The sequence below is a fragment of the Vogesella perlucida genome (genome assembly GCF_979366545.1).
This window is the reverse complement of sequence record NZ_CEETRO010000006.1, coordinates 85,629-112,299: the sequence shown is the minus strand read 5'-3', so window position 1 is coordinate 112,299 and position 26,671 is coordinate 85,629. Positions and strand designations below refer to the sequence as shown.

28 protein-coding genes and 1 other RNA gene are annotated in these 26,671 nt (G+C 59.7%); 13 read left to right on the top strand and 16 right to left on the bottom strand.

The features are described from left to right. Positions 1 to 27: 27 nt before the first annotated feature. The 6 genes from purF to ACZ9XP_RS10505 all read right to left on the bottom strand — a co-directional run bounded on the left by purF (position 28) and on the right by ACZ9XP_RS10505 (position 5,120). Positions 28 to 1,578 carry an amidophosphoribosyltransferase gene (purF, locus tag ACZ9XP_RS10530; RefSeq protein WP_147682294.1) on the bottom strand — a complete coding sequence of 517 codons (1,551 nt, stop codon included), beginning with the start codon at positions 1,576 to 1,578 and terminating at the stop codon, positions 28 to 30. A gap of 74 nt (positions 1,579 to 1,652) precedes the next feature. After that, positions 1,653 to 2,138: a CvpA family protein gene (locus ACZ9XP_RS10525; RefSeq protein ID WP_147682293.1), complete on the bottom strand. Its 486-nt coding sequence runs from the start codon at positions 2,136 to 2,138 to the stop codon at positions 1,653 to 1,655. Further along, positions 2,135 to 3,013, bottom strand: coding sequence for an SPOR domain-containing protein (locus tag ACZ9XP_RS10520; protein WP_240803340.1), 879 nt, complete (start codon positions 3,011 to 3,013; stop codon positions 2,135 to 2,137). The genes ACZ9XP_RS10525 and ACZ9XP_RS10520 overlap by 4 nt, the downstream gene beginning before the upstream one ends. Before the next feature lie 9 nt (positions 3,014 to 3,022). Next, positions 3,023 to 4,312 (bottom strand): bifunctional tetrahydrofolate synthase/dihydrofolate synthase, encoded by a 1,290-nt coding sequence (gene folC, locus ACZ9XP_RS10515; protein ID WP_147682291.1) that lies wholly within the window; start codon positions 4,310 to 4,312, stop codon positions 3,023 to 3,025. 3 nt (positions 4,313 to 4,315) lie between these two features. Continuing rightward, the gene (locus ACZ9XP_RS10510) at positions 4,316 to 4,750 is read right to left on the bottom strand and encodes a protein YgfX (RefSeq protein WP_147682290.1); all 435 of its coding nucleotides are present in this window, start codon (positions 4,748 to 4,750) and stop codon (positions 4,316 to 4,318) included. Between the two features lie 13 nt (positions 4,751 to 4,763). Continuing rightward, positions 4,764 to 5,120 carry a hypothetical protein gene (locus ACZ9XP_RS10505; RefSeq protein ID WP_147682289.1) on the bottom strand — a complete coding sequence of 119 codons (357 nt, stop codon included), beginning with the start codon at positions 5,118 to 5,120 and terminating at the stop codon, positions 4,764 to 4,766. Positions 5,121 to 5,266: 146 nt separating this feature from the next. On the opposite strand from ACZ9XP_RS10505, the gene ACZ9XP_RS10500 reads away from it, so the two are divergent. From ACZ9XP_RS10500 to ACZ9XP_RS10470, 7 genes are all read left to right on the top strand, one after another. Further along, positions 5,267 to 7,186, top strand: a complete 1,920-nt coding sequence (locus ACZ9XP_RS10500; protein ID WP_465188386.1) for an ATP-binding cassette domain-containing protein — start codon at positions 5,267 to 5,269, stop codon at positions 7,184 to 7,186. Beyond that, positions 7,183 to 7,725 carry an NlpC/P60 family protein gene (locus ACZ9XP_RS10495; protein ID WP_240803339.1) on the top strand — a complete coding sequence of 181 codons (543 nt, stop codon included), beginning with the start codon at positions 7,183 to 7,185 and terminating at the stop codon, positions 7,723 to 7,725. The genes ACZ9XP_RS10500 and ACZ9XP_RS10495 overlap by 4 nt, the downstream gene beginning before the upstream one ends. Before the next feature lies 1 nt (position 7,726). Beyond that, positions 7,727 to 8,296: a hypothetical protein gene (locus ACZ9XP_RS10490; RefSeq protein ID WP_147682287.1), complete on the top strand. Its 570-nt coding sequence runs from the start codon at positions 7,727 to 7,729 to the stop codon at positions 8,294 to 8,296. Positions 8,297 to 8,428: 132 nt separating this feature from the next. After that, positions 8,429 to 8,980, top strand: a complete 552-nt coding sequence (locus ACZ9XP_RS10485) for a TRAP transporter small permease subunit (protein ID WP_147682286.1) — start codon at positions 8,429 to 8,431, stop codon at positions 8,978 to 8,980. 8 nt (positions 8,981 to 8,988) lie between these two features. Beyond that, a complete protein-coding gene (locus ACZ9XP_RS10480; RefSeq protein ID WP_465188385.1) occupies positions 8,989 to 10,470 on the top strand; it encodes a TRAP transporter large permease in 1,482 nt (493 codons plus the stop codon). 138 nt (positions 10,471 to 10,608) lie between these two features. After that, positions 10,609 to 11,697, top strand: coding sequence for a TRAP transporter substrate-binding protein (locus ACZ9XP_RS10475; protein ID WP_147682284.1), 1,089 nt, complete (start codon positions 10,609 to 10,611; stop codon positions 11,695 to 11,697). 85 nt (positions 11,698 to 11,782) lie between these two features. Next, positions 11,783 to 12,055, top strand: a complete 273-nt coding sequence (locus ACZ9XP_RS10470) for a hypothetical protein (protein WP_465188384.1) — start codon at positions 11,783 to 11,785, stop codon at positions 12,053 to 12,055. Here the strand turns inward: ACZ9XP_RS10470 and ACZ9XP_RS10465 are convergent. The 3 genes from ACZ9XP_RS10465 to argE form a co-directional block, all read right to left on the bottom strand. Beyond that, positions 12,052 to 12,417, bottom strand: a complete 366-nt coding sequence (locus ACZ9XP_RS10465; RefSeq protein WP_465188383.1) for a cupin domain-containing protein — start codon at positions 12,415 to 12,417, stop codon at positions 12,052 to 12,054. The two genes, ACZ9XP_RS10470 and ACZ9XP_RS10465, sit on opposite strands and share 4 nt — an antisense overlap. Before the next feature lie 71 nt (positions 12,418 to 12,488). After that, entirely contained in the window at positions 12,489 to 13,877 is a 1,389-nt protein-coding gene (locus ACZ9XP_RS10460) for a sodium-dependent transporter (RefSeq protein WP_465188382.1), read from the bottom strand. A 127-nt stretch (positions 13,878 to 14,004) separates the two neighbouring features. Further along, positions 14,005 to 15,177, bottom strand: coding sequence for an acetylornithine deacetylase (argE, locus tag ACZ9XP_RS10455; protein ID WP_465188381.1), 1,173 nt, complete (start codon positions 15,175 to 15,177; stop codon positions 14,005 to 14,007). Positions 15,178 to 15,326: 149 nt separating this feature from the next. Between argE and ffs the strand changes: the two genes are divergently transcribed. After that, positions 15,327 to 15,425: signal recognition particle sRNA small type (gene ffs, locus ACZ9XP_RS10450), an RNA gene on the top strand. A gap of 233 nt (positions 15,426 to 15,658) precedes the next feature. Beyond that, positions 15,659 to 15,985, top strand: a complete 327-nt coding sequence (locus ACZ9XP_RS10445; protein WP_017509137.1) for a helix-turn-helix domain-containing protein — start codon at positions 15,659 to 15,661, stop codon at positions 15,983 to 15,985. A gap of 64 nt (positions 15,986 to 16,049) precedes the next feature. Here the strand turns inward: ACZ9XP_RS10445 and ACZ9XP_RS10440 are convergent, their stop codons facing one another. After that, positions 16,050 to 16,502 (bottom strand): universal stress protein, encoded by a 453-nt coding sequence (locus ACZ9XP_RS10440; protein WP_147682279.1) that lies wholly within the window; start codon positions 16,500 to 16,502, stop codon positions 16,050 to 16,052. 109 nt (positions 16,503 to 16,611) lie between these two features. Here ACZ9XP_RS10440 and ACZ9XP_RS10435 point away from each other — a divergent pair, with 109 nt between their 5' ends. The 4 genes from ACZ9XP_RS10435 (at position 16,612) to ACZ9XP_RS10420 (ending at position 19,289) form a co-directional block, all read left to right on the top strand. Beyond that, positions 16,612 to 17,058, top strand: a complete 447-nt coding sequence (locus ACZ9XP_RS10435) for a thioesterase family protein (protein WP_147682278.1) — start codon at positions 16,612 to 16,614, stop codon at positions 17,056 to 17,058. Next, entirely contained in the window at positions 17,055 to 17,471 is a 417-nt protein-coding gene (locus ACZ9XP_RS10430) for a hypothetical protein (protein ID WP_017509134.1), read from the top strand. The genes ACZ9XP_RS10435 and ACZ9XP_RS10430 overlap by 4 nt, the downstream gene beginning before the upstream one ends. A gap of 70 nt (positions 17,472 to 17,541) precedes the next feature. Then, positions 17,542 to 18,393 (top strand): AAA family ATPase, encoded by an 852-nt coding sequence (locus tag ACZ9XP_RS10425; protein WP_147682277.1) that lies wholly within the window; start codon positions 17,542 to 17,544, stop codon positions 18,391 to 18,393. Next, positions 18,393 to 19,289, top strand: a complete 897-nt coding sequence (locus tag ACZ9XP_RS10420) for a tyrosine recombinase XerC (RefSeq protein ID WP_147682276.1) — start codon at positions 18,393 to 18,395, stop codon at positions 19,287 to 19,289. The genes ACZ9XP_RS10425 and ACZ9XP_RS10420 overlap by 1 nt, the downstream gene beginning before the upstream one ends. A gap of 86 nt (positions 19,290 to 19,375) precedes the next feature. On the opposite strand, the gene ACZ9XP_RS10415 is transcribed toward ACZ9XP_RS10420, so the two are convergent. The 6 genes from ACZ9XP_RS10415 to pgi all read right to left on the bottom strand — a co-directional run bounded on the left by ACZ9XP_RS10415 (position 19,376) and on the right by pgi (position 26,662). Next, the gene (locus ACZ9XP_RS10415; protein ID WP_147682275.1) at positions 19,376 to 20,323 is read right to left on the bottom strand and encodes an ABC transporter permease; all 948 of its coding nucleotides are present in this window, start codon (positions 20,321 to 20,323) and stop codon (positions 19,376 to 19,378) included. A 10-nt stretch (positions 20,324 to 20,333) separates the two neighbouring features. Then, on the bottom strand, positions 20,334 to 21,434 hold the full coding sequence (locus tag ACZ9XP_RS10410) for an ABC transporter permease (protein ID WP_465188380.1): 1,101 nt from the start codon (positions 21,432 to 21,434) through the stop codon (positions 20,334 to 20,336). Beyond that, the gene (locus ACZ9XP_RS10405; RefSeq protein ID WP_147682274.1) at positions 21,431 to 22,954 is read right to left on the bottom strand and encodes an ABC transporter ATP-binding protein; all 1,524 of its coding nucleotides are present in this window, start codon (positions 22,952 to 22,954) and stop codon (positions 21,431 to 21,433) included. The genes ACZ9XP_RS10410 and ACZ9XP_RS10405 overlap by 4 nt, the downstream gene beginning before the upstream one ends. Before the next feature lie 337 nt (positions 22,955 to 23,291). Then, positions 23,292 to 24,296 (bottom strand): BMP family ABC transporter substrate-binding protein, encoded by a 1,005-nt coding sequence (locus tag ACZ9XP_RS10400; protein WP_147682273.1) that lies wholly within the window; start codon positions 24,294 to 24,296, stop codon positions 23,292 to 23,294. 226 nt (positions 24,297 to 24,522) lie between these two features. Then, positions 24,523 to 25,023 (bottom strand): CinA family protein, encoded by a 501-nt coding sequence (locus ACZ9XP_RS10395; protein ID WP_465188379.1) that lies wholly within the window; start codon positions 25,021 to 25,023, stop codon positions 24,523 to 24,525. After that, complete coding sequence (gene pgi, locus ACZ9XP_RS10390) at positions 25,010 to 26,662, bottom strand: glucose-6-phosphate isomerase (protein ID WP_147682271.1); 1,653 nt, start codon at positions 26,660 to 26,662, stop codon at positions 25,010 to 25,012. The genes ACZ9XP_RS10395 and pgi overlap by 14 nt, the downstream gene beginning before the upstream one ends. Between the last annotated feature and the right edge of the window lie 9 nt (positions 26,663 to 26,671).

The following is a 26,671-nucleotide window of genomic DNA, read 5'->3' as shown; positions in this document are numbered from 1 at the left end:
CGGCCAACCCTTGTCGTTATAAGCACATTACATCAGGTTTTGCTCAGCCACATTCAGGTTGAGGTCTACCATCTGGCTGCCTGCATCTTCGCCATCTTTCGCTTCTTTGCCAGCAGATTTGCCCTTGCCGCGCGCCGCCTCGATCGCATCCAGGTACGCTTCGTTGATGTCGCCGGTAATGTAGCAGCCGCTAAAGCACGAAGCTTCAAATACGTTCAGCTCGCGATTCAGGCTGTGCACCGCTTGCTCCAGCGCGTCCAGATCCTGGTAAATCACCGCGTCGGCACCGATTTCAGCAGCGATTTGCGTCTCGTTGCGGCCGGTAGCCAGCAGCTCGGCGCGGGTTGGCATATCGATACCGTAAACGTTCGGGAAGCGTACCGCCGGAGCAGCCGAGGCAAAGAACACCTTCTTGGCGCCAGAGTCACGCGCCATCTGCACGATTTCTTTAGAAGTAGTACCGCGCACGATGGAGTCGTCCACCAGCAGCACATTGCGGCCGGCAAACTCCATCGGCACCGGGTTCAGCTTCTGGCGCACCGATTTCTTGCGTACTGCCTGGCCCGGCATGATGAAGGTGCGGCCAATGTAGCGGTTCTTGATGAAACCTTCGCGGTACGGCAGGCCCAGCGCATTGGCCAGCTGCAGCGCGCTTTGACGGCTGGAATCGGGGATCGGGATCACCACATCGATTTCCATATCAGGGTACTGGCGGCGGATCTTCTCGGCCAGCATCTCACCCATCACCAGGCGCGACTGGTACACCGACACGCCGTCGATCACCGAATCCGGGCGCGCAAAGTACACGTACTCGAACAGGCAAGGCGCCAGCTGGGTTTTCTCGGCGCACACTTTGGACTGCATCTCGCCGTCGAAACGTACGTACACACACTCGCCGGGCAGCACATCGCGCAGCACCTTGAAGCCGGAGCAGTCCAGCGCCACGGATTCGGAGGCAAACATGTACTCGGTACGGTTATCCACTTCGTTGCAGCCCATCACCAGCGGGCGAATGCCGTGCGGGTCGCGGAATGCTACCAGGCCGTAGCCGGCGATCATGGCCACCACGGCGTAAGCACCCTTCACGCGGCGGTGTACCGCCTCTACCGCGCCAAACACGGCGTCAGCAGTCAGCGAGGCACCTTCCACGCGTGCGGCGATCTCGTGCGCAAACACGTTCAGCAACACTTCCGAGTCGGAATTGGTGTTGATGTGGCGCAGATCGTTGCGGTACATGTCCGACTTCAGCTCGTCGGTATTGGTGAGGTTGCCGTTGTGTGCCAGCACAATGCCGAACGGCGAGTTCACGTAAAACGGCTGCGCTTCGGCCAGGCAAGATGCCGAACCGGCGGTGGGGTAGCGCACGTGGCCGATACCGGCATTGCCCTGCAAGGAGCGCATATTGCGGGTACGGAATACATCCCGCACCAGACCGCTGCCTTTGTGCATGTGAAAGGTCTTACCGTTGGCCGTAACAATACCGGCTGCGTCCTGACCACGGTGCTGCAACAACTGCAAACCGTCATACAACAGCTGGTTTACGGGTGTCTGACCTACCACCCCAAGAATTCCACACATAGTTAATCCCCAGACTACACGAGTAAAAACAAGGGGTGACGATGCCAACGCATCGCCACCCCTCTATTGCAAAGCTATGAAAAATTCATTTTCTGCGCCAAGGCATCCGGCAGCCAAGGCTTGGCTGCCACCGCCACGGCCTGAAATGGTGACACCAGCAAGGCATCTTGCCAGGCTGGTGACTGCGGCAGGTTACTGAGCCCACCCAGAATCATCACCACCGTCACTAGCAGCATGCCGCGTATCAAGCCGAATACGGCGCCAAAAAAACGGTTTACCCCACCCAGCCCCACTGCATCCAGCATGACCGTGAGCGAAGCCCGCAACACGCCTGCCAGCAGCCACACGCCCACCAATAACAGCAGGAAAGCCGCTACCAGGCGCAGGCCATCGCCGGGCAAGGGGATAAAATCAGCCACCATGGGCGACAGGCTACGCGCCGACCAGAAGGCGATAAGCCATGAAAACAGTGACAGCACCTCGGCCGCCAGCCCGCGAAACAGTGACAACATGATAGAGCCGGCAATCAGCGCCAGAATCAGGTAGTCCAGCCAGGTCATTCCGCCCCCACCACAATGCCGGTCACCCCGGCCTTGCTCAGGCGGCGCATGGCAGCATCGGCCTCTTCGCGCGATTTGAATGGCCCTACGCGCACGCGCGTGACCTCACCCTTGCTGGTTTGCACCTTGCTAAAACGGGCAGCCACACCGGCTGCGGCCAACCTGCTACGCAAAGCATCCACCTTCTGCGGGTCGGACAAAGCAGCAAGCTGGATACTGAACTTCTTGCCACCTTCGGCCTTGGCGGGCGTGGCTTCGGCGACAGTTTCTTTGGCCGGCTTCGCCGGCTCGGGATGTGCCTCACGCCCTTCCAGAATAGCCATCGGGTCGGGGGCTTTTTTCTCGGCGACGGGCTTGGGCTTGTTGTCCTTGGCGGGTCCTTTCGGCGCAGGCTTAGGCTCGGCCTTGGGCTTGGCCTGTGGTTTAGGCTCGGGCGGCACTTCAGGCTTAGGTGCCGGTTTGGGCTCTGGCTTGATAGCCGGCACTGCCGCTTGTACCACCGCTTGTGTTGACGCAGCAGGTGCAACTATCGGCACAGGCTCTGCCACAGGCGGCTTGGCCAGCACAACAGGCGGGCGAGCTGCAGGCAACGAGGCAGTTTCCGGTTCGTCTGGCGGTAGTGTGGCCAGCAAATCCGTCACGGGCTGCGAGGCCGCCACCGGGGGTGCAGGTGGTGCCACCACTGCGGCAGGTTGAGAAGCAGCCTGCAAGCCGGTGATGTCTACCGCCTCCGGCTTCATGGCCTGCTCCGGCAAGGCATCCACCACATTCCACAGTACCGCTGTAGACAAGCTCACCATCACGACAGCGCCCACCAAGCGGCGGCGCGCTCGCTTGCGCAGCAACAGCAATTCGTCATGGGTGGAAAGTGCCATCAGGTGTCCTTATGATGCGCGGTGAAGGCGATGTTCCATCACCTCGGCCACGGTGTGGAAAGAGCCGAATACCACGATTCTATCATTCTCGCCGGCCTGCGATAAGGCGGCATCCCAGGCCAGGGGTATCGTTTGGTAACGGCTAACACCCTTTACCCCCAGATTTTCCAGCTCGTTGGCCATGTCTTCTGCCGTGCGGCCGCGCGGCATGCCCAGCCCACCCACCAGCCACACGTCGAATTCGTCCTTCAGCAAGCCCACCACCGCAGCCATGTCTTTATCAGCCAGCATGGAGAACACGGCGATGCGTTTGCTGGCAAAGGCCATGCGCTTGAGGCTATCGGCCAACGCACGTGCCGCATGCGGGTTGTGGCCGACATCAAGAATGGTAAGCGGGCGGCCCGGCAATACCTGGAAGCGCCCCGGCCAGTCCACCTCCAGCAGGCCGCGCTTGATGGCGCCAATACCTACCGGCAGCCAGGTTTTTACCGCCTCGAGTGCCGCCAGTGCCGCCGCGGCATTCACCATCTGGTATTCGCCACGCAGCGCCGGGATAGGCAGCGCGTGCTTGTGCACAGCGCCCATATGGAACGACCACTGGTTGTCCATGCGCGTAATGCCGAAATCGCGCCCTACCAGCTTCAGGTCCGCACCCAGGTGCGCAGCATGGTCCAGCAGGCTTTGCGGCGGGTTGGGGTCGGCGCAAATGGCCACTTTACCGGCGCGGAAAATACCGGCCTTTTCAAAACCCACCAGCTCGCGCGTATTACCTAGGTAGGCCTGGTGGTCCAGATCCACACTCACCACCACCGACACTGCGGGCTCGAAAATGTTTACGGCGTCCAGGCGGCCACCCAGCCCTACTTCCAGCACAGCCACATCAACGCCCTCTGCCATAAAGGTATGCATGGCGGCCAGGGTGCCGAACTCGAAATAGCTTAGCGAGGTGTCGCCACGGGCATCATTGATGGCCGCAAAGCTATCCACGATGCGCTGGTCGCTCACCGGCTGCATATCGATGGCAATGCGCTCGTTGTAGCGGATGATGTGCGGCGAGGTATACGTACCCACCTTGAAGCCGCCACGACTCAGCATGGTAGACAGCATGGCGCACACCGAACCCTTGCCATTGGTACCGCCCACGATAATGACGGGAAAGCCCGGCTGCAGGCCCATGGCATCCCGCACGGCGGCCACGCGGACCAGGCCCATATCGATTGCCGTTACGTGCAGACCTTCCTGATACTGCAGCCAGTCTTGCAGGCTGCTGTCGCGATGTGGTGGGGTGTTCGTACTCATTCTCTAATTTTCTTCTGCAAGGTTGGCCGCTGGCGTACGGCACCACTGCACGTAGACACGCAGCGCCCGGTGCGTCTGGGCCGGCACGGCATCGCGCCACACCAGCAGGGTCAGGTCTTTTTTATCGGCCGTGCGGCCACACAGCACCACCAGCCAGGGCAGCGCCACACTGGCGGGCAACACGGCCACCCGCTGCAGCTGCACATGGCAGGCACCACGTGCATCCACGGTAAAACTGCCCACCCGCCCTGCCATACCGCTACTGCGCAGCAAGGACACACTGGCCAGGCCGCCGCACAGCAGCAGCACCAGCTGCGATTGCGTATCCAGCACGCTGGCCGCGGCCAGCAAAGCCAGCCACATCAGCAATAGCACCCCGCAAGCCAGCCGGCTGGTCGCCAGGTTGGCCGCAAAAGGCGGGATGGCTGTCTGATGCACGGCAGGCTACCAATCAGGCTGGGTCAACCGGCGAGTTGATGATGTCAGCGTCCACGGTATCCAGCAGCGTGGAGTGGATCTCGACATCGAACCATTCCCAGAAGGTTTTCAGCGAGCGGTCTTGCGGCCACAGCGACTCGTCTTCGTACCACGATGCCAGTTCCAGGCGGAACAGCTGCTCGAAAATCTCGTCTACGTGGGCCACGGCCTCTTCCGGCTCGTCGAACTCCGGCAGCAGGATCACGGTACTGTCTGCGCGCAGCGTATCCAGCGTCAGCTCGATCATGTCGTTGTCCGGCACGGCGTTGAGCCACGCCAGAAACGGGGCTTTGGGTTTGATTACGGCTACCGATCGGTCAACAAAATACATGGCGAATCCTTTCACAGATACCCGCCGGCAGGCAGGCTTCAAGTTGGCGCGCATTGTAGCAGCCACAGGGCGGCAGGCGAAGGGCAAACACACGCTCATGCTACAATCGCCACCATTGCAATTGCCCCGTACACCCACAATACATTATGGCCCTGATTACCGTAGATAACGCTTGCCTTGCCTTCGGGCACCATGCCCTGCTGGACAAAGTGGACTTTTCGCTGGAAAGCGGCGAGGTCGTCGGCCTGATCGGCCGCAATGGCGCTGGCAAATCGTCTTTACTGAAAGCCATCGCCGGCACGGTAAAGCTGGACGATGGCCGCATCATCCAGCAAAGCGATATCAAGGTAGCCTACGTCCCGCAAGAGCCGGTATTCAGTGACGGGCACACCGTATTCGAAGCCGTCGCCGAAGGCCTGGGCGCGCTCAAAGCCCTGCTGACCGACTACCACCACCTGACACAGCAGCTGGCCGACCCTGCGGCCAACCACGAAGCCGTACTGGCGCGCATGACCGACATCCAGCACGCACTGGAAGCGCACGACGGCTGGCAGTTCGACGCCCTGATCAGCACCACCCTGTCCCACCTGGGGCTGAATGCAGACACGCTCGTCAGCGAGCTGTCCGGCGGCTGGAAAAAACGCGTCGCCCTGGCCCGCGCGCTGGCCGCCCGCCCGGACGTGCTGCTGCTGGACGAGCCTACCAACCACCTGGACATGAGTGCCATCGAGTGGCTGGAAGGCCTGATCAAGAACTTTGCCGGTAGCGTGCTGCTGATCACCCACGACCGCCGCTTTCTGGACAACATCGCCACCCGCATCATCGAGCTAGACCGCGGCCTGCTGCGCAGCTACCCCGGCAGTTTTGGTGCCTACCAGGTACGCAAAGCAGAAGAACTGGCTGTAGAAGAAGAACAGAACCGTATCTTCGATAAATTCCACGCACAGGAAGAAGTGTGGATCCGCAAAGGCGTAGAAGCACGCCGCACCCGCAACGAAGGCCGCGTGCGCCGCCTGGAAGAAATCCGCCGCCAGCGCGCCGCCCGCCGCGAGCGCGTAGGCCAGGTCAACTTCCAGCTGGACGCCGGCGAGCGCTCCGGCAAGCTGGTGGCCGAGCTGGAGCATGTGAGCAAGGGCTTCGAAGGCCGCACGCTGATCAAGAACTTTACCAGCCGCATTCTGCGCGGCGACAAAATCGGCCTGATCGGCCCCAACGGCGCCGGCAAAACCACGCTGTTGAAACTGATTCTGGGCGAGCTGGAAGCCGACAGCGGCAGCATCAAGCGCGGCAGCAAGCTGGAAGTAGCCTACTTTGACCAGTTCCGCACCCAGCTGGACGAAGAAACCAGCGTGGCCGACATCATCAGCCAGGGCAACGATTTTGTGGAAATCTGCGGCCAGAAAAAGCACGTAATGAGCTACTTGGAGGACTTTCTGTTCTCGCCACAACGCGCGCGCAGCCCGGTGCGCTCACTCTCCGGTGGCGAGCGCAACCGCCTGCTGCTGGCGCGGCTGTTTACCCGCCCGGCCAACGTATTGGTGCTGGACGAACCCACCAACGACCTGGACATCGATACCCTGGAGCTGCTGGAAGAGCTGATCGAGCAATACACCGGCACCGTCTTTGTGGTCAGCCACGACCGCGCCTTTCTGGACAACGTCGTCACCCAGGTGATTGCCTTTGAAGGCGAAGGCCGGCTGGAAGAATACCCTGGCGGCTACCAGGACTGGGTAGACACCAAAGCCCGCATGGCCGCCATGAAGCAGGATACCCCGGCGCGCAAAGATAACCTGGCGGCCAACGTGGATGCGAAGCCGGAACGCGACCGTAGCGCCCGCACGCAGAAACTCAGCTTTAACGAAAAGCGCGAGCTGGAGCGCCTGCCGCAAGAGATCGCCGACCTGGAAAGCGAACAAGCCCAGCTGAACGAGAAACTGCTGGACCCCAACGCCTACCGCAGCGCCCCGCTGGAAGCACGCGGCTGGCAAGCGCGTATCGAAGAAATCGACCTGCTGCTGCTGGAAAAACTGGAGCGCTGGGAAGCACTGGAGGCAAAACAGGCATGACGAAACGCACCACCCTCGCGCAGCTGGCCAGCCGCCAAGGGCTGGTGCTCTGGGCCACGGCGCTGGCACTGGCGGGCTGCGCCAGCGCCCCACCCACCCCGAAAAAACCGGCCAAACCCGCCAGCCGGCCCGGCATTAGCCTAGCCGGCCTGCAAGCCGAGGGCGCTGGCCGTGAAATCCTGATGTACACCCTGAGCCTGCTGGATATCGATTACAAATTTGGCGGCAGCAACCCGGAAGCCGGGCTGGACTGCAGCGGCATGGTGGCCTACATCTACCAGAACGCCGCCAAGGTAAAGCTGCCACACAATGCCGCGCAGATCGCCAGCCTGGCCCGCCCCATCGACAATAGCCGCATGCGCGTGGGTGACCTGGTGTTCTTCAACACGCTGGGCAAACCGTTCTCGCACATGGGCATCTACATCGGCGACGGCAAGTTCGTGCACGCGCCCCGCAGCAATAGCGTGATTCGCGTGGACCGCCTGGACAACAGCTACTTCGCCGCCCGTTACGAGGGCGCGCGAACCCTGTTCGACTGAGATGGACACCGCGCGCTGGCAGCGCTGGCAAACCCTGCGCCCGCGCCTGCACCGCGACGGCATCAGCCTGCCCGCCGCGCTGCTGCTCAAACAGCTGAAAAGCTGGCTGGATAGCGACGAACTCACGGTGGAAGACCTGCTGCTGGACGAACACGGTGCGGTTTTCTGGCTACACCTGCACCACCCCGCCGCCACCATCCTGCAGCTGCACTGCCAGCCCGAACCCGTCACGCCAGGTGACGACAGCCTGCGCCTGCGCTACCACCTGCAAGCTGACGACATGCAGCCCGGCCTGCGCGGCCACTTGCTGGGCAAGGCAGCCAGTCTGGCTGCCAATAGCGGCATGGCCACGCGCCTGCTGCAAAGGTTGGCCGCATCCCTGCCGTGGCTGGCCATAGACCAACAACACCTCACCCTGCACTGGCGCGACATACCCACCGTACAACGCTGGCTGCACACCACCGTGCTGGGTTACCAGCCGCTACAAAGCTGGCGCATAGCCGCAGTGCACACCTGCCACGACTGCCTGCGTTTGCAGCTCAAACGCCGCCAGCCAGACAACCAAGGGTAATCCCCTACCCGTTTGTACTTTGCAAGTGCCACGCCCTGTGTTTCTATAGCAGCAACCGATAACGGTAGCAGCCTTGGAGAAGGCTGATAAAAAGCAGCTAAAGCTGTAAAAACACTACACAGGAGAAAACCAGTGCATTCACTGCTTGCCTTGTCGCGTCTGATCGACGCGATCAACGCACGCGTGGGCCGGGCTGCGTCATGGCTCGTGCTTGTCGTCGTGCTCATCAGCGCCGGAAACGCGGTCATCCGCAAGGCGTTCGACATCAGCTCCAACGCCTTCCTTGAAATCCAGTGGTATCTGTTCTCGGCCGTGTTCCTGCTGGCCGCGGCGTATACCCTGCAAAAGAACGAACACATCCGCATCGATTTGCTGGCCGGCAAACTATCCAAGCGTGGTCAGGCCATGATCGACATTATTGGCACCGTGTTCTTCCTGTCCCCGGTCTGCGTGATCATCATCATGTATGGCTGGCCCATGTTCATGGACGCCTGGGCAAGCGGCGAAATGTCGTCCGACGCCGGCGGCCTGATTCGCTGGCCTGCCTTCCTGCTGATTCCGGTAGGCTTCTCGCTGCTGCTGGCGCAGGGCGTGTCCGAAATCATCAAGCGCGTAGCTTTCCTGCAAGGCCTGGCTACCGACCCTTCCGAAAAAAACACTGACGTTCACAAGGAGCCGGTATGAGCCTCGACATGCTAGCCCCCATTATGTTCTGCTCGCTGATCGCCTTTTTGCTGATCGGCTACCCGGTAGCTTTTGCCTTGGGCGCGGTCGGCCTGCTGTTCAGCTGGATCGGCATCCACTTTGAACTGCTGCGCCCCGAGCTGCTGCAAGCCCTGCCCAACCAGGTATACGACATCATGCGTAACGACACGCTACTGGCGATACCGTTCTTTACCTTCATGGGCTTGATACTGGAACGCTCCGGCATGGCAGAAGACATGCTGGATACCATCGGCCAACTGTTTGGCTCGGTACGCGGCGGCCTGGCCTATGCGGTGATCTTTGTCGGCGCCCTGCTGGCTGCTACCACCGGCGTAGTGGCCGCCTCGGTAATTTCGATGGGCCTGATCTCGCTGCCCATCATGCTGCGCTACGGCTACGACACGCGTATTGCCACTGGTGTCATCGCGGCATCCGGCACCCTGGCACAGATCATCCCGCCATCGCTGGTGCTGATTGTGCTGGCCGACCAGCTGGGCACCTCGGTAGGTGACATGTACGCTGGCGCCATGGCACCAGGCCTGCTGCTGTGCCTGTTCTACGCCATCTTTATCTTCCTGATCACGCTGTTCAAACCACAGTGGGCCCCAGCCCTGCCACCCGAGGCGCGCACCCTGCGCGGCGCACAGCTGGCCAAGCGCGTAGTCCTGGTGATGATTCCGCCGCTGCTGCTGATCTTCCTGGTGCTGGGCACTATTTTCCTGGGTATTGCCACGCCTACCGAGGGCGGTGCCATGGGCGCAGTCGGTGCCATCATCCTGGCGCTGATGAACAAACGCCTGGACATGAAGCTGCTGCAACAAGCCATGGACTCCACCGTGAAGCTGTCCACCTTCGTGGTGTTCATCCTGATCGGTGCCCGCGTGTTCCGTATCGCTTTCCTGGGCGTTAACGGCGACCAATGGGTAGAGCACCTGCTGACTGGCCTGCCAGGCGGTGCTACCGGCTTCCTGATCGTTGTGAACATCATGGTGTTCTTCCTGGCGTTCTTCCTGGACTTCTTCGAGATCGCCTTCATTCTGGTACCGCTGCTGGCCCCGGTAGCACAGAGCCTGGACATCAACCTGATCTGGTTCGGGGTGATTCTGGGGGTGAACATGCAGACCTCCTTCATGCACCCGCCGTTCGGTTTTGCGCTGTTCTACCTGCGTAGCGTGGCACCCAAGGAAGTGAAGAGCACGCAGATCTACTGGGGTGCCGTACCTTACGTGCTAATCCAGATGGTGATGGTAGGGCTGCTGATTGCCTTCCCGAAACTGGTAACCGGCTCGCTGCATGAAGAAGTCAAGACCAACGCAGAAGACGCCGCCGCCATCATGCAGCAGATGGACAGCGCCCCGTCCGCCGAGCTGCCAGCCGACATTCCGGCAGCCGACGCCTCGGCCAGCGAAGCCTCGGCACCGGAGAGCAGCCAGTCTGACGACCTGCTCAAAGAGCTGACAGGCAAATAAACCACACAAAATGAGGCGACAGATGTCATGTCGCCTCTATCGAAACAAGCTGCTGGACATCGTATCCGGCAACAAATAGATTTTCAGGCAAACCACAAAGCCTGAGAGCACAGCAGTAAACAACACTAGGAGATCACTGTGGAAAGACGCTCGTTTCTGAAGAAAGCCGGTGCAGCCGGCCTGGCCACCGCAGCGGTGGCAGCCCCGGCGCTCGCCAATGACGGCCCAACCGTCCGCTGGCGCCTGGCATCCAGCTTCCCGAAAAGCCTGGATACCATTTATGGCGCAGCCGAACAGCTAGGCAAACGCGTTGCCGAGCTGACCGGCGGCAAGTTCCAGATCCGCTCCTTCCCGGGCGGCGAGATCGTACCGGGCACCCAGGTGCTGGACGCAGTACAGAACGGCACCGTGGAATGCGGCCATACCGCCAGCTACTACTACGTGGGCAAGAACAAAGCCTTTGCGTTTGACACAGCCCTGCCCTTCGGCCTGACTTCCCGCCAGCAAAACGCCTGGCTCTACTACGGCGGCGGCATGGCGCTGATGCGCGAGTTCTTTGCCAAATACAATGTGGTGAACTTCCCCGGCGGCAACACCGGCACCCAGATGGGCGGCTGGTTCCGCAAAGAAGTGAAATCCCTGGCCGACCTCAAAGGCCTGAAAATGCGTATCCCGGGCTTTGGTGGCGAAATCATGGCCGCACTGGGCGCCGTACCGCAAACCCTGGCCGGTGGTGACATTTACCCTGCGCTGGAAAAAGGCACCATCGACGCTACCGAATGGGTAGGCCCGTACGATGACGAGAAGCTGGGCTTCTATAAAGTAGCCAAGCACTACTACTACCCGGGCTTCTGGGAACCGGGCCCGAACCTGTCTTTCTATGTATCCAAGAAAGAATGGGACAAGCTGCCACCAGCCTATAAGGCTGCGTTTGAAGTCGCCGCAGCGGAAGCCAACATCAGCATGCAAGCCGAATACGATGCCAAGAACCCGGTAGCACTGGTGAGCCTGCTGCAAAAAGGCACCAAGCTGCACCAGTACCCGGCCGACATCATGAAAGCCGCGCAAAAAGCCGCCTTCGAGCTGTACGAAAAAGAAGCCAGCACCAACCCGGATTTCAAGAAAATCTATACCGAGTGGAAGAAGTTCCGCACCTTGCAGCACGGCTGGTTCAACCTGGCCGAGAACAAGCTGGAAAACTTCATGTACGCTAACAAGGTGAAGTAAGCCTTGAACAAAAAAGCCGCGCACTGCGCGGCTTTTTTCATTTGCCTATACTGCATGGCGTACACGGACAAACCAAGGAGCCCCCATGCGCAAGCTTATTCTGGTTTTATGGCCATCGTTCTTGACCGCCCTGCTGGCCACCACCTGCTTCTTCTCGGTTTTCGACCCCTACGAGCTGGCACTGCATGGCAAACAGCTTTTCCGCGATGAGCTCAGCGCCTATTCGGTATTCTTTCTGCTAGCCTGGCTTTTTGGCGGACTCAACGGCTTGATACTGCTACAGCTGAACAAACCCGCCAGAGACATCAACGGCTTTGATGCCCCACCCGTGGACCCGGACGCTTACCAACGCGACTAAACCGCAGACACCGCCGTCACGATCACGTAGTACTTGCTTACCGGCTCCAGCACACGAAACTCGCCGCGAAAGCCCGCCGGGATCACCGCTGCCTCACCCGGGCCAAATGTCTCGGCATGCCCTGCCTCGTCTACAAGACATACGCGGCCGGTGATCACGGCAAAAAATTCGTGTTTGTTATCGGCAAAAGCAATGCGCCAGGCACCGGTTTCGCACGACCAGATGCCCGCAGCGCACACGCCATCTGTGCTGTCATAGACCGGCCAGGTATGCCGCAACGGGTTACCTGCCACCAGCCGCTGCGGGTTGGGACGGTCTTGTTGCGGCACGATATTTTGCTGGCTGATACGAACAATTTTCATGACATCTCCCATAAACAAAAAGGTTGGCCGCACGCTGCGGCCAACCTTGCTTCACTGACAACCCACCTGCATTACAGCAAGCCCAAACCCTTGAGCATCACCAGCAAGATCAGCAGCGGGGTCACAAACTTCAACAGCACATACAGACCTGCCACCACCTTGCCATTGGCCAGTCGGCCTTCGTTGCTCAGCGCGGCGGCCATATTGCCCTTGCCCCACACCCAGGACACAAACAGGCAGATGAAAATCCCGCCCAGCGGCATCAGGATATACGACGAGATATAGTCAAACAGGTCGAAGAAGGTCATGCCGAACGGTTTGACATCGGCCAGCAGGCTGTTGGACAGCGCGCAGGTCGCACCAATCAGCGCCAGCAACAGCAGGTTGATCAGCGTGGCTTTCTTGCGCGATACACCCAGACGGCCTGCCATCACCGATACCGGCACTTCCAGAATGGACAGCATGGCACCGGTAGCGGCCACGGCTGCCAGCACAAAGAACAGCACCATGAACAGGTGGCCCATCGGCATGCTGGCAAACACCGCCGGAATGGTAATGAACAAGAGCGACGGGCCCGCCTCCGGCTTGAAGCCGAAGCTGAATACCGCCGGGAAGATGGCAATACCGGCCAGCATGGACACAAACAGGTCGGCACTCATTACGCGCAGCGTGGTAGCGGGAATGTTCTGGTCATCACGGAAGTAGCTGCCATAAGTCATCATGGTGCCCATGCCGATAGACAGCTTGAAGAAAGCCAAGCCCATAGCCACCAGCACCACTTCGCCGGTGATCTTGCTCCAGTCCGGGGTAAACAGGAACGACAGCCCATCCATGGCGCCCGGCAGCATCAGGCTACGCGCACAAATCACCAGCAGCAGCAAGAACAGCACCGGCATCAGCTTTTTGGTCACCGCCTCGATACCCTTGGCCACGCCCATCAGCAAAATGCCGCCAATCATCAGCAGCACGGCCCACTGCCACAGCAGCGACTGCACCGGGTCGCTAATCAAGGCACCAAACGCAGCCGACGTCACCGCCGGGTCGCTGGACAGGATGTCGCCGCGCACTGCCTTGAACACATAGGCAAACACCCAGGCGGCCACTTCGGAATAAAACGACATGATCAGAAAAGCGGCGATCACCCCAAAACCACCAATCAGCCACCACGGCTGGCCAGCGGGGGCCAGGGTACGCAAGGTGGTCACCGCATCGGCCTTGGCCTTACGGCCCAGCATGATCTCGGCAATCATCACCGGCAGGCCTACCAGCAAGGTGGCCAGCACGTAGACCACCAAAAAGCTGGCACCACCGTTGGCACCGGTAACGTAAGGAAACTTCCAGATATTGCCCAGCCCCACGGCTGAGCCCAGCGTTGCGGCCAGCACGCCAAAGCTGGAGGTAAAGGCGTCCCGGCTATTGCCCGCAGTCTGTTGTGCTGCGGGTCTTGTTTCGTTTTTCATATGCGGTCCAACGTCAAAACCAATAACAAACCCGCCCTGCTTGTGACAGGGCGGGTACTCGGCCCCTTATTCGGGAGCAGGGATTCTGAGGCTGGACGCGTCGGGCGTAAAGTAGTTTACCGCCGCTTTATGCCTGTTTCAGGCGCAAGAACAGCTGATCCAGCCAGGCATCGCAGGCCGCCAGCTGCGCCTGGGCGACAAATTCATCCGGGCGGTGCGCCTGCTCGATAGACCCAGGCCCGCACACCACGCAAGGGATGCCGGCCTCGTGAAAACGACCGGCCTCGGTGGTGTACGCCACCGCATCGTGGCTGCAGCCTTGGCATAGCGCCTCGACATGGCGGGTAATTTCGCTACCCGGCGTGTATTCGAACGGTGGGCAATTCACCAGGGCTTCGAACTGGATATCCGCCTCGGGCGCCACCTGCTGCATCTCGGCCAGCAAAACTTGCGCATAGTCTTTGACGGATGCCACAAAACGCTCGTGCTGATCACCCGGCAACCAACGCATCTCGAACACGAACTCGCAGTCCTTGGGCACGATATTGGCCGCATTGCCGCCTTTTATCAGCCCGGTTTGCAGCGTGGCAAAGGGCACATCATATAAAGGGTGGCGACTACCGAATGACTGCTCGGTATCCGCCAGCTTACGGATGTGCGTCACCAGCCGCGCCGCATACTCGATTGCATTCACCCCCTGCGGTGTGAGCGACGAATGCGCCGCACGGCCACACACGTGCACGCGGTAGTGCGCGATACCCTTGTGGGCGATCACCGGGCGCATCATGGTAGGCTCCCCGATAATGCAACCCGCCACCGGCACCTGGCGGGCGATCAGGTCATCGATGAGCCGCCCCACCCCCAGGCAGCCGACTTCCTCATCATAGGACAGCGCAATGCCCAGGCTGCGCGTCATGCCACCGTCGGCCTGAAGCTGCTGCCAGCGCGGCACGGCGGCCAGCACGCAAGCAATAAAACCCTTCATGTCGGCACTGCCGCGACCATATATCCGGCCATCGCGCACGGTCATGTCAAAAGGCGGAAACTGCCATGACTGGCCGTCTACCGGCACGACATCGGTATGCCCCGACAGCACCACGGCAGGCAGCGCCGGGTCACCGATATGCGCAAACAGGTTAGCCTTGGTTTTTTCATCATTAAATGTGAGCGTACTTGCCACGCCATACTGCTCAAGCCAGCTCGCCACCCACTGGATCAGCGCCAGGTTAGAGTCGCGGCTGGTGGTATCAAAGGATAACAATCGGGACAGGATCGCTTCGGTGTGGGGCAGACAAGTCATGGCGGGTGCCTTTCAACAGGTGGTGTGCTATGGGCAGCATACCCAATTGCCAGCGGCATGCAAACTACGGCAAGCTGGCTTTTTCGGCTAAAAAACCCGCGCCAGGCTTGGCAGACCGGTCTAAGGCATGTATTATGCGTTCTCTCTACGGCGGGCCCCCCCGCATTGTACGGTAGCCAACCTGGTCAGGTCCGGAAGGAAGCAGCCACAGCTATTCAGTGCAAGTGCCGGGGTTCAGGCTCGCCACCCCTCCCCCCTCGTCTTATCCGTTCCTCTGCTTCACAAATTTTGATTGAACTAAATTTGTTGATCAAAATCTATTGACAATCCCTAGAGCATTTTTCTTTTGATCGCTTAAAAATACTGCTATCATATGCAGTACATAAAGGGACTCGGCAATGACCTTGTTCCATAGTTTCATCTTTAAAACGTCACCCGGATAGCATCCGGATCCCTGAATTGAACAGAAGCGAGGAACGCTATGAAACTGTTTGACAAAATCGCCAATCCACGTGAAATCCGCCGCAAACTGGGCCTGAACCAGCAAGAATTCTGGAGCCGCATCGGCGTTACCCAGTCTGGCGGCAGCCGCTACGAAAGCGGCCGCAACATGCCCAAGCCAGTACGCGAACTGCTGCGCCTGGTCCATGTTGAACAAATCGACCTGACAAAAGTACGTCGCGAAGATTTCGAAATCGTGGAATACCTGAAAGAGACCCACCCTGACCTGTACAAGAGCCTGCGCAAAGCCGTACGTGCCCGTATGGATGCCCAGACCGAAGGCAGCGCAGATACTGCCGAAGCCTGATCGTCAGCGTGTGAAAACCCCGGCTAGTTGGCCGGGGTTTTTTTATGGCTAACAAGCCAGCCCGTCAGTCATCACCCGGGTTGCGCACCAGCAGCACAGGCACATCCGCCTGCTTTAACACGCCCTCCGCCACACTGCCCATCAGCAAGTGCAGCAAGCCCCCCAGGCCGTGCGTCCCCATCACCATCAGGTCGGCACCCCAGCTATTGGCATCTTCGACAATCACGCTGGCAATACGGTCGCCCCAGCTTTCCAGAATATGCGACTCTGCCGTGAGCCCCTGCGCCAGCACCTTGGCATGGCATGCGGCCAACACCTGCTCGCCAGCCTGCTTGATAGCCCCCTGCAGCTCGGCCGCATCCAGAAACTCGGCACCGCCCCAGCCAAATTGGGCCAGATCGACCACATGCACCAGACGCACCGCCGCGCCGACTTCTTTCGCTAGCTTGCATGCCTCAGCCAGCGCCAACGCAGATGTGGTGCTGTCGTCTACCGGAATATAAATACGCTGATACATATGACCTCCTGTCTCACGTGTTATTCAAGTCTAGCGCAAGCCATCACACAGGGATTGATAAAGATTAACAGCAAGCGCAGTATTACATCATTGGAATAAGGACAATCGCATGGCTCGCATCGTACTAGACCTTCCGCAAAACATGGTGTTCCGCACCGAACTGCAAGTCGCCATTGCCGACATCAACTACGGCGGCCATATGGGCAATGACGCTGCGTTGCGCCTGGCACACGAAGTACGCTTGCGCTGGCTCAAATCACTCGATTACACCGAGCTAAATATCGAAGGCTTCGGTATTATCGTTAGTGACGCTGCGGCAATGTACAAGGCTGAAGTGTTTCATGGCGATACACTGTGCTTCGAACTGGGCCTGACAGACCACAACCGGTACGGCTTTGATATCGTCTACACCGCCAGCAACACCCGAACTCAACAAGAAGCACTACGCATCAAGACGGGTGTGGTGTTTTTTGACTATCAACAACGAAAAGTTGCCCCGGCCCCCATGGCATTCACTGCCCGGCTGGCGGCACACGAAAAAGGAAACGCGCCATGAAAAAATACGCGCCAAACAGCCCGGAAGCCCTGGCACGCATTCTTGCCATGTTCATGATTACCGATGGCAATATGGACCCGCGCGAAATCGAAACCCTGGAAAACCTGCACGTCTACGAGCTGCTGGGGCTGAGCCGCAAAGACTTCATCAAGGTACTGGTAGATTACTGCGATGATATCTCCGATGAAGCCGAAGAAGACGGCACCATCCACCTGCTGGCCTCCGAGCGCACCAACGTCATCCTGGATGGCGTAACCGAGCGCAACAAGCGCGTGATCTGCTGCGCACTGGCGCTGGACATTTGCAAATCGGACAATACAATCAGTGATCCGGAAATGCTGCTGCTACGCCACATGATGCACTACTGGCACATTACCCTGGACGACCTCCAGGCCGAGCTGGCAAAAAACTAAGCCAGCCACCGACAGCAGCCGCCGCCAGGCGGCTGTTTGCATTTATGCATAACAACACACAGGCTAAACCATGACAACCCGCTTCAACGGCACCGACAACTACATTGCCACCGATGACCTGATGATGGCCGTCAACGCCGCCATCACCCTGCAGCGCCCGCTACTGGTAAAAGGCGAACCCGGTACCGGCAAGACCATGCTGGCCGAGGAAATTGCCCGCGCACTGGGCAAACAGCTGATCGTGTGGCCGATCAAATCCACCACCAAGGCACAGCACGGCCTGTACGAGTACGACGCCGTGTCGCGCCTGCGCGACTCGCAGCTGGGCAATGACAAAGTGCACGACATCCGCCACTACATCCGCCAAGGCAAACTGTGGCAAGCCTTTGCCAGCGACGAGCAGGCCATCCTGCTGATTGACGAAATCGACAAGGCCGACATCGAATTCCCCAACGACCTGCTGCGCGAGCTGGACCAAATGGAGTTCTTTGTGCACGAAACACAAGAATTCATCAAAGCCCGCCATCGTCCCATCATCATCATTACCTCGAACAATGAAAAAGAGCTGCCGGACGCCTTCCTGCGCCGCTGCTTCTTCCATTACATCCGCTTTCCGGACCGCGACACCCTGCAACAAATCATCCAGGTGCACTACCCCGACATCCGCCAGCAGCTGGTACGCGAAGCGCTGGAAGTGTTCACCGGCATTCGCGATATGAACGGCCTGAAAAAGAAGCCCACCACCTCCGAACTGCTGGACTGGCTGAGGCTGCTGGATAGCGAAGGCATTAGCGAACAGCAGCTGCAACAGCACCGCGACAGCAATACCCCGCCCCCCATGGCCGGTGCATTGCTGAAAAACGAGCAAGACATGCACTTCTTCGAGCGCCTGATGCAAATGGCCAAAATGCGGCGCGGCTAATGGACGCACACTGGCAAGCCCTGATTGACGCCTACGACGACCAGCTAAGGTTGGCCGCACGCAGCGAGCACACCCGCATCGCCTACCGTCGCGACCTCACCAAGCTGGCCGAGCTGCTAGGCAGCAGCCAGCCCGAGCAGACCGACGGCCCAGCCATCCAGCGAGCCCTGGGCCAGCTGCGCCGCCACGGCCTGTCGCCGCGCACGCTGGCGCGCATGTTGTCTACCTGGCGCAGCTTGTTTGAATGGATGATCCGCCGCGAATGGCTGGCGGCCAACCCTTGCGCTGGCGTACGCGCCCCACGCGCCGGGCAGCGCCTGCCCAAGACGCTGAGCGTGGACAGCGCCATGCAGCTGCTGGACGCCCCCGCCGAGGACGAGCGCGATATACGTGACGCCGCCATTTTCGAGCTGATGTACTCCTCTGGCCTGCGGCTGTCCGAAACCGTGTCGATCAACCTGGCCGACATCGATCTGCGCGAAGCCCTGCTAAAAGTACAAGGCAAAGGCAACCGCGAGCGCATGCTGCCCATCGGCAAACAGGCGGTCGCCGCACTGCAACGCTGGCTGCCACTACGCCAGGCTGCCGACGGTGAGGAAGCGCTATTTGTCTCCAGCAAAGGCGTACGCATCAGCAGCCGCCAACTGGCGCGCCGGCTGGAACGCTGGGCGCTGCACAGCGGCAGCGAACAGCACGTGCACCCGCACATGCTGCGCCACTCCTTTGCCAGCCACATGCTGCAATCCTCTGGCGACCTGCGCGCGGTGCAAGAGCTGCTGGGCCACGCCAACCTGGCCACCACGCAGATCTACACCAGCCTGGATTTCCAGCACCTGGCCAAGGTGTACGACACCGCCCACCCGCGCGCCAAGCTGGGCGATAAAGACAAACAGTAAGGCCGAACAAGCATGGCCGTCCGGCACGGCGCCAAAAGAAAACCCCCTGCCACCGGCAGGGGGTTTTGTCATGGCTTGCGGCCAACTTAGCGTGATTTCACAAAGGGCACGCCAATGGCTTTCGGCGCCACGGCTCGGCCCATGAAGCCCGCCAGCAATACCACGGTCAGCACGTATGGCAGCGCCTGGATGAAGGCATCCGGAATGCTGCCGATCAGCGGCAGCTCCACGCCCTGCAGGCGAATCTGGATCGCGTCGGTAAAGGCAAAAATCAGGCAGCCCAGCACGGCAGACCACGGGCGCCACTTGCCAAAGATCAGCGCAGCCAGCGCCAGATAGCCTTTACCGGCCGTCATGTCCTGAATAAAGGCGCCGGTCTGCGCCAGCACCAGGTAAGCGCCGGCCACGCCACACAGCGCACCACCGATGGCCTGAGCCATATAGCGCACACCCTTCACGCTGATACCCGCCGCATCTGCTGCATGCGGGTTTTCACCGACGGCGCGCAAACGCAGGCCGAAGCGGCTCTTGTACACCACCCAGCTCACCACAAAAATCAGCAGCAGGGCCAGGTACACCAGAATGTTATGGCCAAAGAAGGTTTTCAGCGCCGGACTGTGGGCAATGGCATCGGCAAACGGCAGGTCGATGGCGGTAAAGCGCGCCTCATCCGACAACGTAGGCGTGCGGCCACCCTGCTGGAACCAGGCCAGCGCCAGCACCGGGGTAACACCCGACACCATCATATTGATGGCCACGCCGGAAATCAGCTGGTTGCCGTTATAGGTAATCGACACCATGCCATGCAGCATGGCTACCGCCATACCGGCGGCAATGCCGGCACCCAAGCCCACCCACGGGGACTGCGCAATATACGCCACGCAAGCAGCAGCAAACGCTGCGGCCAACATCTTGCCTTCCAGCGCCAGGTCTACCACACCGGAGCGCTCGGAGAACAAACCGGCCAGCGCCGCCAGTACCAGCGGGGTACTCACACGCAGCGTGGCATCCAGCACACTAAAAATCATGTCCATGCTGTGCTCCTTACTGGTTCTTCAGCATGCGTTTGAACGCAGCCGATAGCGGGGTCTGGAACAGGTTTTCCAGCGCACCACAGAACAGGATGATCAAGCCCTGGGTAAAGATGATCATCTCGCGTGTAATGGCCGGCTTCTCGAACGACAAGTCCAGGCCGCCCTGCGTCAGCGCGCCAAACAACAGCGCCGACAGCAGGATACCTACCGGGTGGTTACGCCCCATCAGCGCCACCGCAATACCGACAAAGCCGATACCGTTGGTAAAGCCCATATTCATGCGGTGGGTCGAGCCCAGCAGCTCGTTGATGGCCGCCAGGCCAGCCAAGGCACCCGATACGCACATTACGGCGATAATCACCTTATCTACCGGGATACCGGCATAGCGGGCGGCTTTTTCGTTCAGGCCCACGGTACGGGTCACAAAGCCTTTCGGGCTATGCCACACCACCAGGTAAAACAGCACCAGGGCGATCAGCGCCAGGAAGAAGCTGGCATTCAGCGGTGTATTGGGCAGCTCGACACCCAAGGGCGCAAACAGCTCGTGCAGCATGGACACCCAGGCGTTCTGGGCGAACTCGCGGGTAGCCGGTGTTTGCGAGCCTTCCATGCGCAGCTTGTCGACCAGCAGCCAGGTCATCAGCGAGCTGGCAATAAAGTTAAACATGATGGTGGTGACCACAATGTGGCTGCCACGCTTGGCCTGTAGATAGCCCGGCACCAGCGCCCACGCCCCGCCAAACAGGATGGCGGCCAACATGGCCAGCGGAATCACCACATACGCCGGCAAGTAATCAAACTGCAAGCACACCAGGGTCACGCCCAGGCCGGCCAGATACATCTGGCCTTCGCCGCCGATATTGAACAGGCCGGCATGAAACGCTGCCGCTACCGCCAGGCCGGTAAAAATAAAGCTGGTGGTGTAAAACAGCGTGTAGCCGATGCCTTCCGGGTAACCAAATGCACCGTTAATCATCAGTTTCAGGCACTCCACCGGGTCTTCGCCGATCAGTGCAATCACCAGGCCGGATACAAACAGTGCCGCAAACAGGTTCAGCAGCGGCATCAGCCACAGGCTGGCCCAGCGCGGCATATTGGCTGGCTGACTCATTTATGTCCCCCCATCAACAAACCCAGCGAGGTGGCGGTGGCTTCAGCCGCCGGCAGCTCGCCGGAAATGGCACCACCGTTCATCACGATAATGCGGTCACTCAAGGCCATGATCTCGTCCAGCTCCACCGACACCAGCAGCAGGGCCTTGCCCTCGTCACGCAGCTGCATCAGGCGCTTGTGAATGAACTCGATCGCGCCGATATCCACGCCACGCGTAGGCTGGCCGATCAGCAGCAGATCCGGGTTAGCGTGAATTTCACGCGCCAGAATCACCTTCTGCTGGTTACCACCCGAGAACAGGCCGATACGGCGGTGCGTCAGCGCCGGGCGTACGTCGAACTCGTCGATGAAACGACGGCAGCGCTCGATGATGGCCTTGCGGTTAAACAGGAAGCCACGACGCACGCTCGGGTCATCGTGATAGCCCAGGATAGCGTTTTCGAAGGTCATGAAGTCCTTCACCATGCCCTCGCGCGAACGGTCTTCCGGAATATGGGCAATCCCCAGCTTGCGGTAGGCAGCCGCCTTCGGCTCGCGGGTTTTCAGCGTCGCCAGCTCCATGCCCTTGAACTGCACCGAGCCAGACGTGGCCTCGCGCATGCCGGACAGCACTTCCAGCAGCTCGGACTGGCCATTGCCGGACACACCGGCAATACCCACGATCTCGCCAGCATGCAGGTCAAAGCCGATATCCTTCAGCAGCGCTACACCACGGCTGTCTACCAGGTTCAGGCCGGAGACGCTCAGCACCTTTTTGCCCGGCACGGCAGCGGCCTTGTCCAGGTGCATGTTCACCTTGCGGCCAACCATCAGGTCGGCCAGGTCTTCCTTGGTAACATCTGCGGTGCGTACCTGACCCACGATTTCGCCAGCACGCATAACCGTGACATCATCGGTGATATCCAGCACTTCGCGCAGCTTGTGCGTAATCAGGATCACCGTCTTGCCCTGGTCGCGCAGCAAGCGCAGGATGCGGAACAGATCGTCCGCCTCTTGCGGTGTCAACACGGCGGTGGGCTCGTCCAGAATCAGCACATCGGCACCGCGATACAGCGTTTTCAGGATCTCCACGCGCTGCTGCGTGCCCACCCCCAGCTCGCCCACAATCGCGTCCGGGTCAACTTGCAGGCCGTAGTCCTGGTTCAGCTTTTGCAGATGGGTACGCGCGGCAGCCAGGCTGCCCTCCAGCGTCACGCCGCCTTCAGCACCCAGCACAATGTTTTCCAGCACGGTAAACGGGTCTACCAGCATGAAATGCTGATGCACCATGCCAATGCCCAGGCCAATAGCCGCATGCGACGAACGAATGCGCACGGCCTTGCCGTTAATCTTGATCGTTCCGGAATCCGCCTGATAGTAGCCGTAGATGATGCTCATCAGTGTGGATTTGCCGGCACCGTTCTCGCCAATAATGCCGTGAACGGTACCTTTGCGAACTCCGAAAGTAATGTTCTTATTGGCATGCACTTCACCGAAGTGTTTGTTCACGCCAATGAGCTCGATGGCTAATTCGGCCATAGTGATCTCGCTCTCGGTTAAAATGCCGTTTCCATATAGCGCCCTGCATACGGCAGGCACAACAAAGCGCGGCAAGCAGGGTATTGCTTGCCGCACGCGCCACGCGAAACGCGATAATCAGACAGTAGCCAGCCCGGCTGGCCACCTCCCCCGGCGGGCCGCATGGCAAGCCTGCCAAGCAGCACACGGGGACCTACCCCTCCCGGGCCAAGCTGCAGCCGGGTCGATCTGCAGCGACAGGCTTCACTATACCGCCACCGCAGACACAATAAAGTGCGGCAAGCAGAATGAACTGCTTGCCGCACAAGTCGTCTGGATCAAACAGACGATTACAACATTATTTTACCGGGCAGCTATTGCCAGCGCGGTAGTCAACCACTTTTACCTTGCCAGAAATGATGTCTTTCTTGGCCTGGTTCACTTTGGTTTCGATATCTTTGCTGATCAGCTTGCGGTTGTTCGCATCCAGCGCCCAATCCACACCGCCCTCTTTCAGGCCCATGGTCACCACGCCTGGCTTCCAGGTGCCTTTCTGGCCATCCAGCATCAGCTGGTAAACAGCATTGTCTACGCGCTTGAGCATGGAGGTCAGCACAAAGCCCGGGAACAGGTGGTTCTGGTTGGAATCCACACCGATACCCAGTTTGTTCTTGTCTTTGGCAGCTTGCAGCACGCCCATACCGGTACCGCCGGCGGCGTGGAATACCACGTCTACGCCACGGTCAAACTGGCTGCGAGCCAGCTCGCCACCGCGTGCCGGGTCGTTAAACGCTTGCGGGGTGGTGCCGGTCATGTTGGATACCACCTCGACCTTGGCATCGGCTGCCTTGGCGCCCTGGGTATAGCCACAGCCGAAAGCACGAATCAGCGGCACATCCATACCACCGATGAAGCCCACTTTTTTGGATTTGGACGCCAGGGTAGCCGCCATGCCCACCAGGTAGGAGCCTTCCTGTTCCTTGAAGATCACCGACTGTACGTTTTCACCTTTGGCCACATCATCCACGATGGCGAATTTCACTTTCGGGAATTCAGCAGCAACGGTCTGTACAGCCTGGGTAAAGGAGAAACCAACAGCAATGACCAAGTCAACGTTCTTGCGCGCCAGGTTACGCAGCACTTGTTCTTTTTGTGCTTCGTTAGCGATCTGCGCTTCGCGGTAAGCAACACCAGTGGCTTTCTTGAAACGTTCGGCGCCGGTGTAGGCTGCTTCGTTAAAGCTCTTGTCAAACTTGCCAGCCTGGTCGTAGACCACGGCAGGGGTAAAGGCAAAACTGGATGAAGCCGCAGCCATCAGGGTTGCAGCAGCAACAGCCAGGCTCTTTTTCTTGGTAATTTGCATGAGATGTCTCTCCCAACGTCGTGTCTGTAAAGTGGCTGACTCATAGTAGCGATAATCTTGCCGCTACACACGGCCAACATATTAGTAAAGCAGGCTTACCGTCGCATTAGCGCCAACGGGCCTGCCTCAATTATGCGAGCAGGGGCGTGATTATACGCATAGCCGCACGGTGCGACACCTGCGTTTTTGCATAAATATCACACCAACAGCACACAAAAAGCATTTTTTATTGCGATTGCACCGCGCCCTGTCCGGAAAGACAGCTCTGCAAAAAGTCCAGCACCCACACAACCGCCTGAGCACGCACTGCATCACGGTCGCCATCAAAATGACAACAGCGCGTCTGCGTGCCAGCCGCATGCGCCACGGCAAAACATACGGTTCCTACCGGCTTTTCTGCCGATCCGCCGCCTGGGCCCGCAATGCCGGTAACCGCCATGGCCCAGTCGGCCCCGGCCAGCGCACGCACCCCTTCCGCCATGGCAGCAGCAACCGGCAAGCTCACAGCACCGTGCGCCTGCAATGTTGCCTGCGGCACGCCTAACAAACGCTGCTTGGCTTCGTTGCTATACGTCACCACAGACAGATCGAACCAGGCAGAGCTGCCAGGAATGGCGGTCAGCGCTGCCGCCACGCCGCCGCCGGTGCAGGACTCGGCTACCGTCACACGCTGCCCTGCTGCGGCCAACTGTTGGCCCAGCTGCGCCGCCAGCTCATGCAGATGCATGGTTGCGCTCCATAAAATGACGCATCAAGCCGCGGGTAGAGGCATCGTGAGCCGCGACTTGCCCTGCCTCCAGCTCGGATAGCAAACGGCTGGCCAATTGCTTGCCATACTCGACGCCCCACTGATCAAACGAGTTCACCCCCCAGATCACCCCCTGCACAAACACCTTGTGTTCGTACATGGCCAGCAACATGCCCAGGTTGTAGGGCGTTACCTTGTCCAGCGCGATGGTATTGCTGGGCTGGTTGCCCGGGAACAGTTTCTGCGGCAGCAGCATATCGAGCTCGTCGCCACTGATATGGCTCAGCTCTTGCAGCACTTCCGCCTCGGTCTTGCCGCGCATCAGCGCCTCGGTCTGGGCAAAGCAGTTGGCCACCAGCACCCGGTGCTGATCACCCACCGGGTAGTGCGTATTCATGGCAATAATGAAATCGCACGGCACCAGGCGCGTGCCTTGGTGCAAGAGCTGGAAGAATGCATGCTGGCTATTCACCCCCTCCTCGCCCCAGATCACCGGGCCGGTGTCAAAATCCAGCTGCTCGCCATAACGGCCCACCCGCTTGCCGTTGGACTCCATATCCATCTGCTGGATATGTGCCGGCAAGCGGCGCAGGCCGTGGTCGTAAGGCATGATGGCGTGCGTATGCGCGCCATAGAAGGTGTTGTACCAGATACCAATCAAGCCCAGCAGCACAGGGATATTGCGCTCGAACGGGGTGTTAAAGAAGTGCTCGTCCATCCGCGCGCCGCCGGCCAGAAACTCGGCAAAACGCTCTGGACCAATCTGCAGCATGACCGGCAAGCCAATCGCCGACCACACGGAATAGCGGCCACCCACCCAGTCCCAGAAACCGAACATATTGTCCGTATCGATACCAAATGCCTGCACCGCAGGCGCATTGGTGGATACCGCCACAAAATGGCGAGCGATATCCGCTTCGCCCGCATGCTGCAAAAACCAGCGCCGCGCCGCCTGGGCATTCAACAGGGTTTCCGGCGTGGCAAACGATTTCGATGCCACGATAAACAGCGTGGTAGCGGCATCGCACTGCTGCAGCACTTGCGCCAGATGCTGCCCGTCCACATTGGACACATAATGGAAAGTCAGCGCCGGGTCGGCATAGGGCTTGAGCGCCTCGGCCACCATCAGCGGCCCCAGGTCTGAGCCGCCAATACCGATATTCACCACCTGGCGCACACGTTGGCCGCTAAAGCCCAGCCACGCCCCCGAACGCACCCGCTGCGCAAAGGCTGCCATACGCTGCAGCACCGCATGCACCTGCGGCACAACATCCTCGCCATCCAGCGGCAGGCTGGCATGCGCTGGCAAACGCAAGGCGCTATGCAGTACAGCGCGCTTCTCGCTGATATTGATACGCTCACCGGCACGCATTTTGCGCATCCAGCCAGGCAGGTCTGCTACCTGGGCCAGCTCTTGCAACAGCTCCAGCGTGCGGTCGGTAATACGGTTTTTGGCGTAGTCCAGCATCAGGCCATCCAGCTGCAGGGAATAGCGGTCAAAACGCTGCGGATCCTGCGCAAACAGCTCTTTCATGTGCAGATGGCGCGTGGCGCGCTGGTGCTGATGCAGGCGGGCCCAGACGGGCTGCTCGTTAATGCAGGTACGGTCGGTAGACATGGGCAGGCA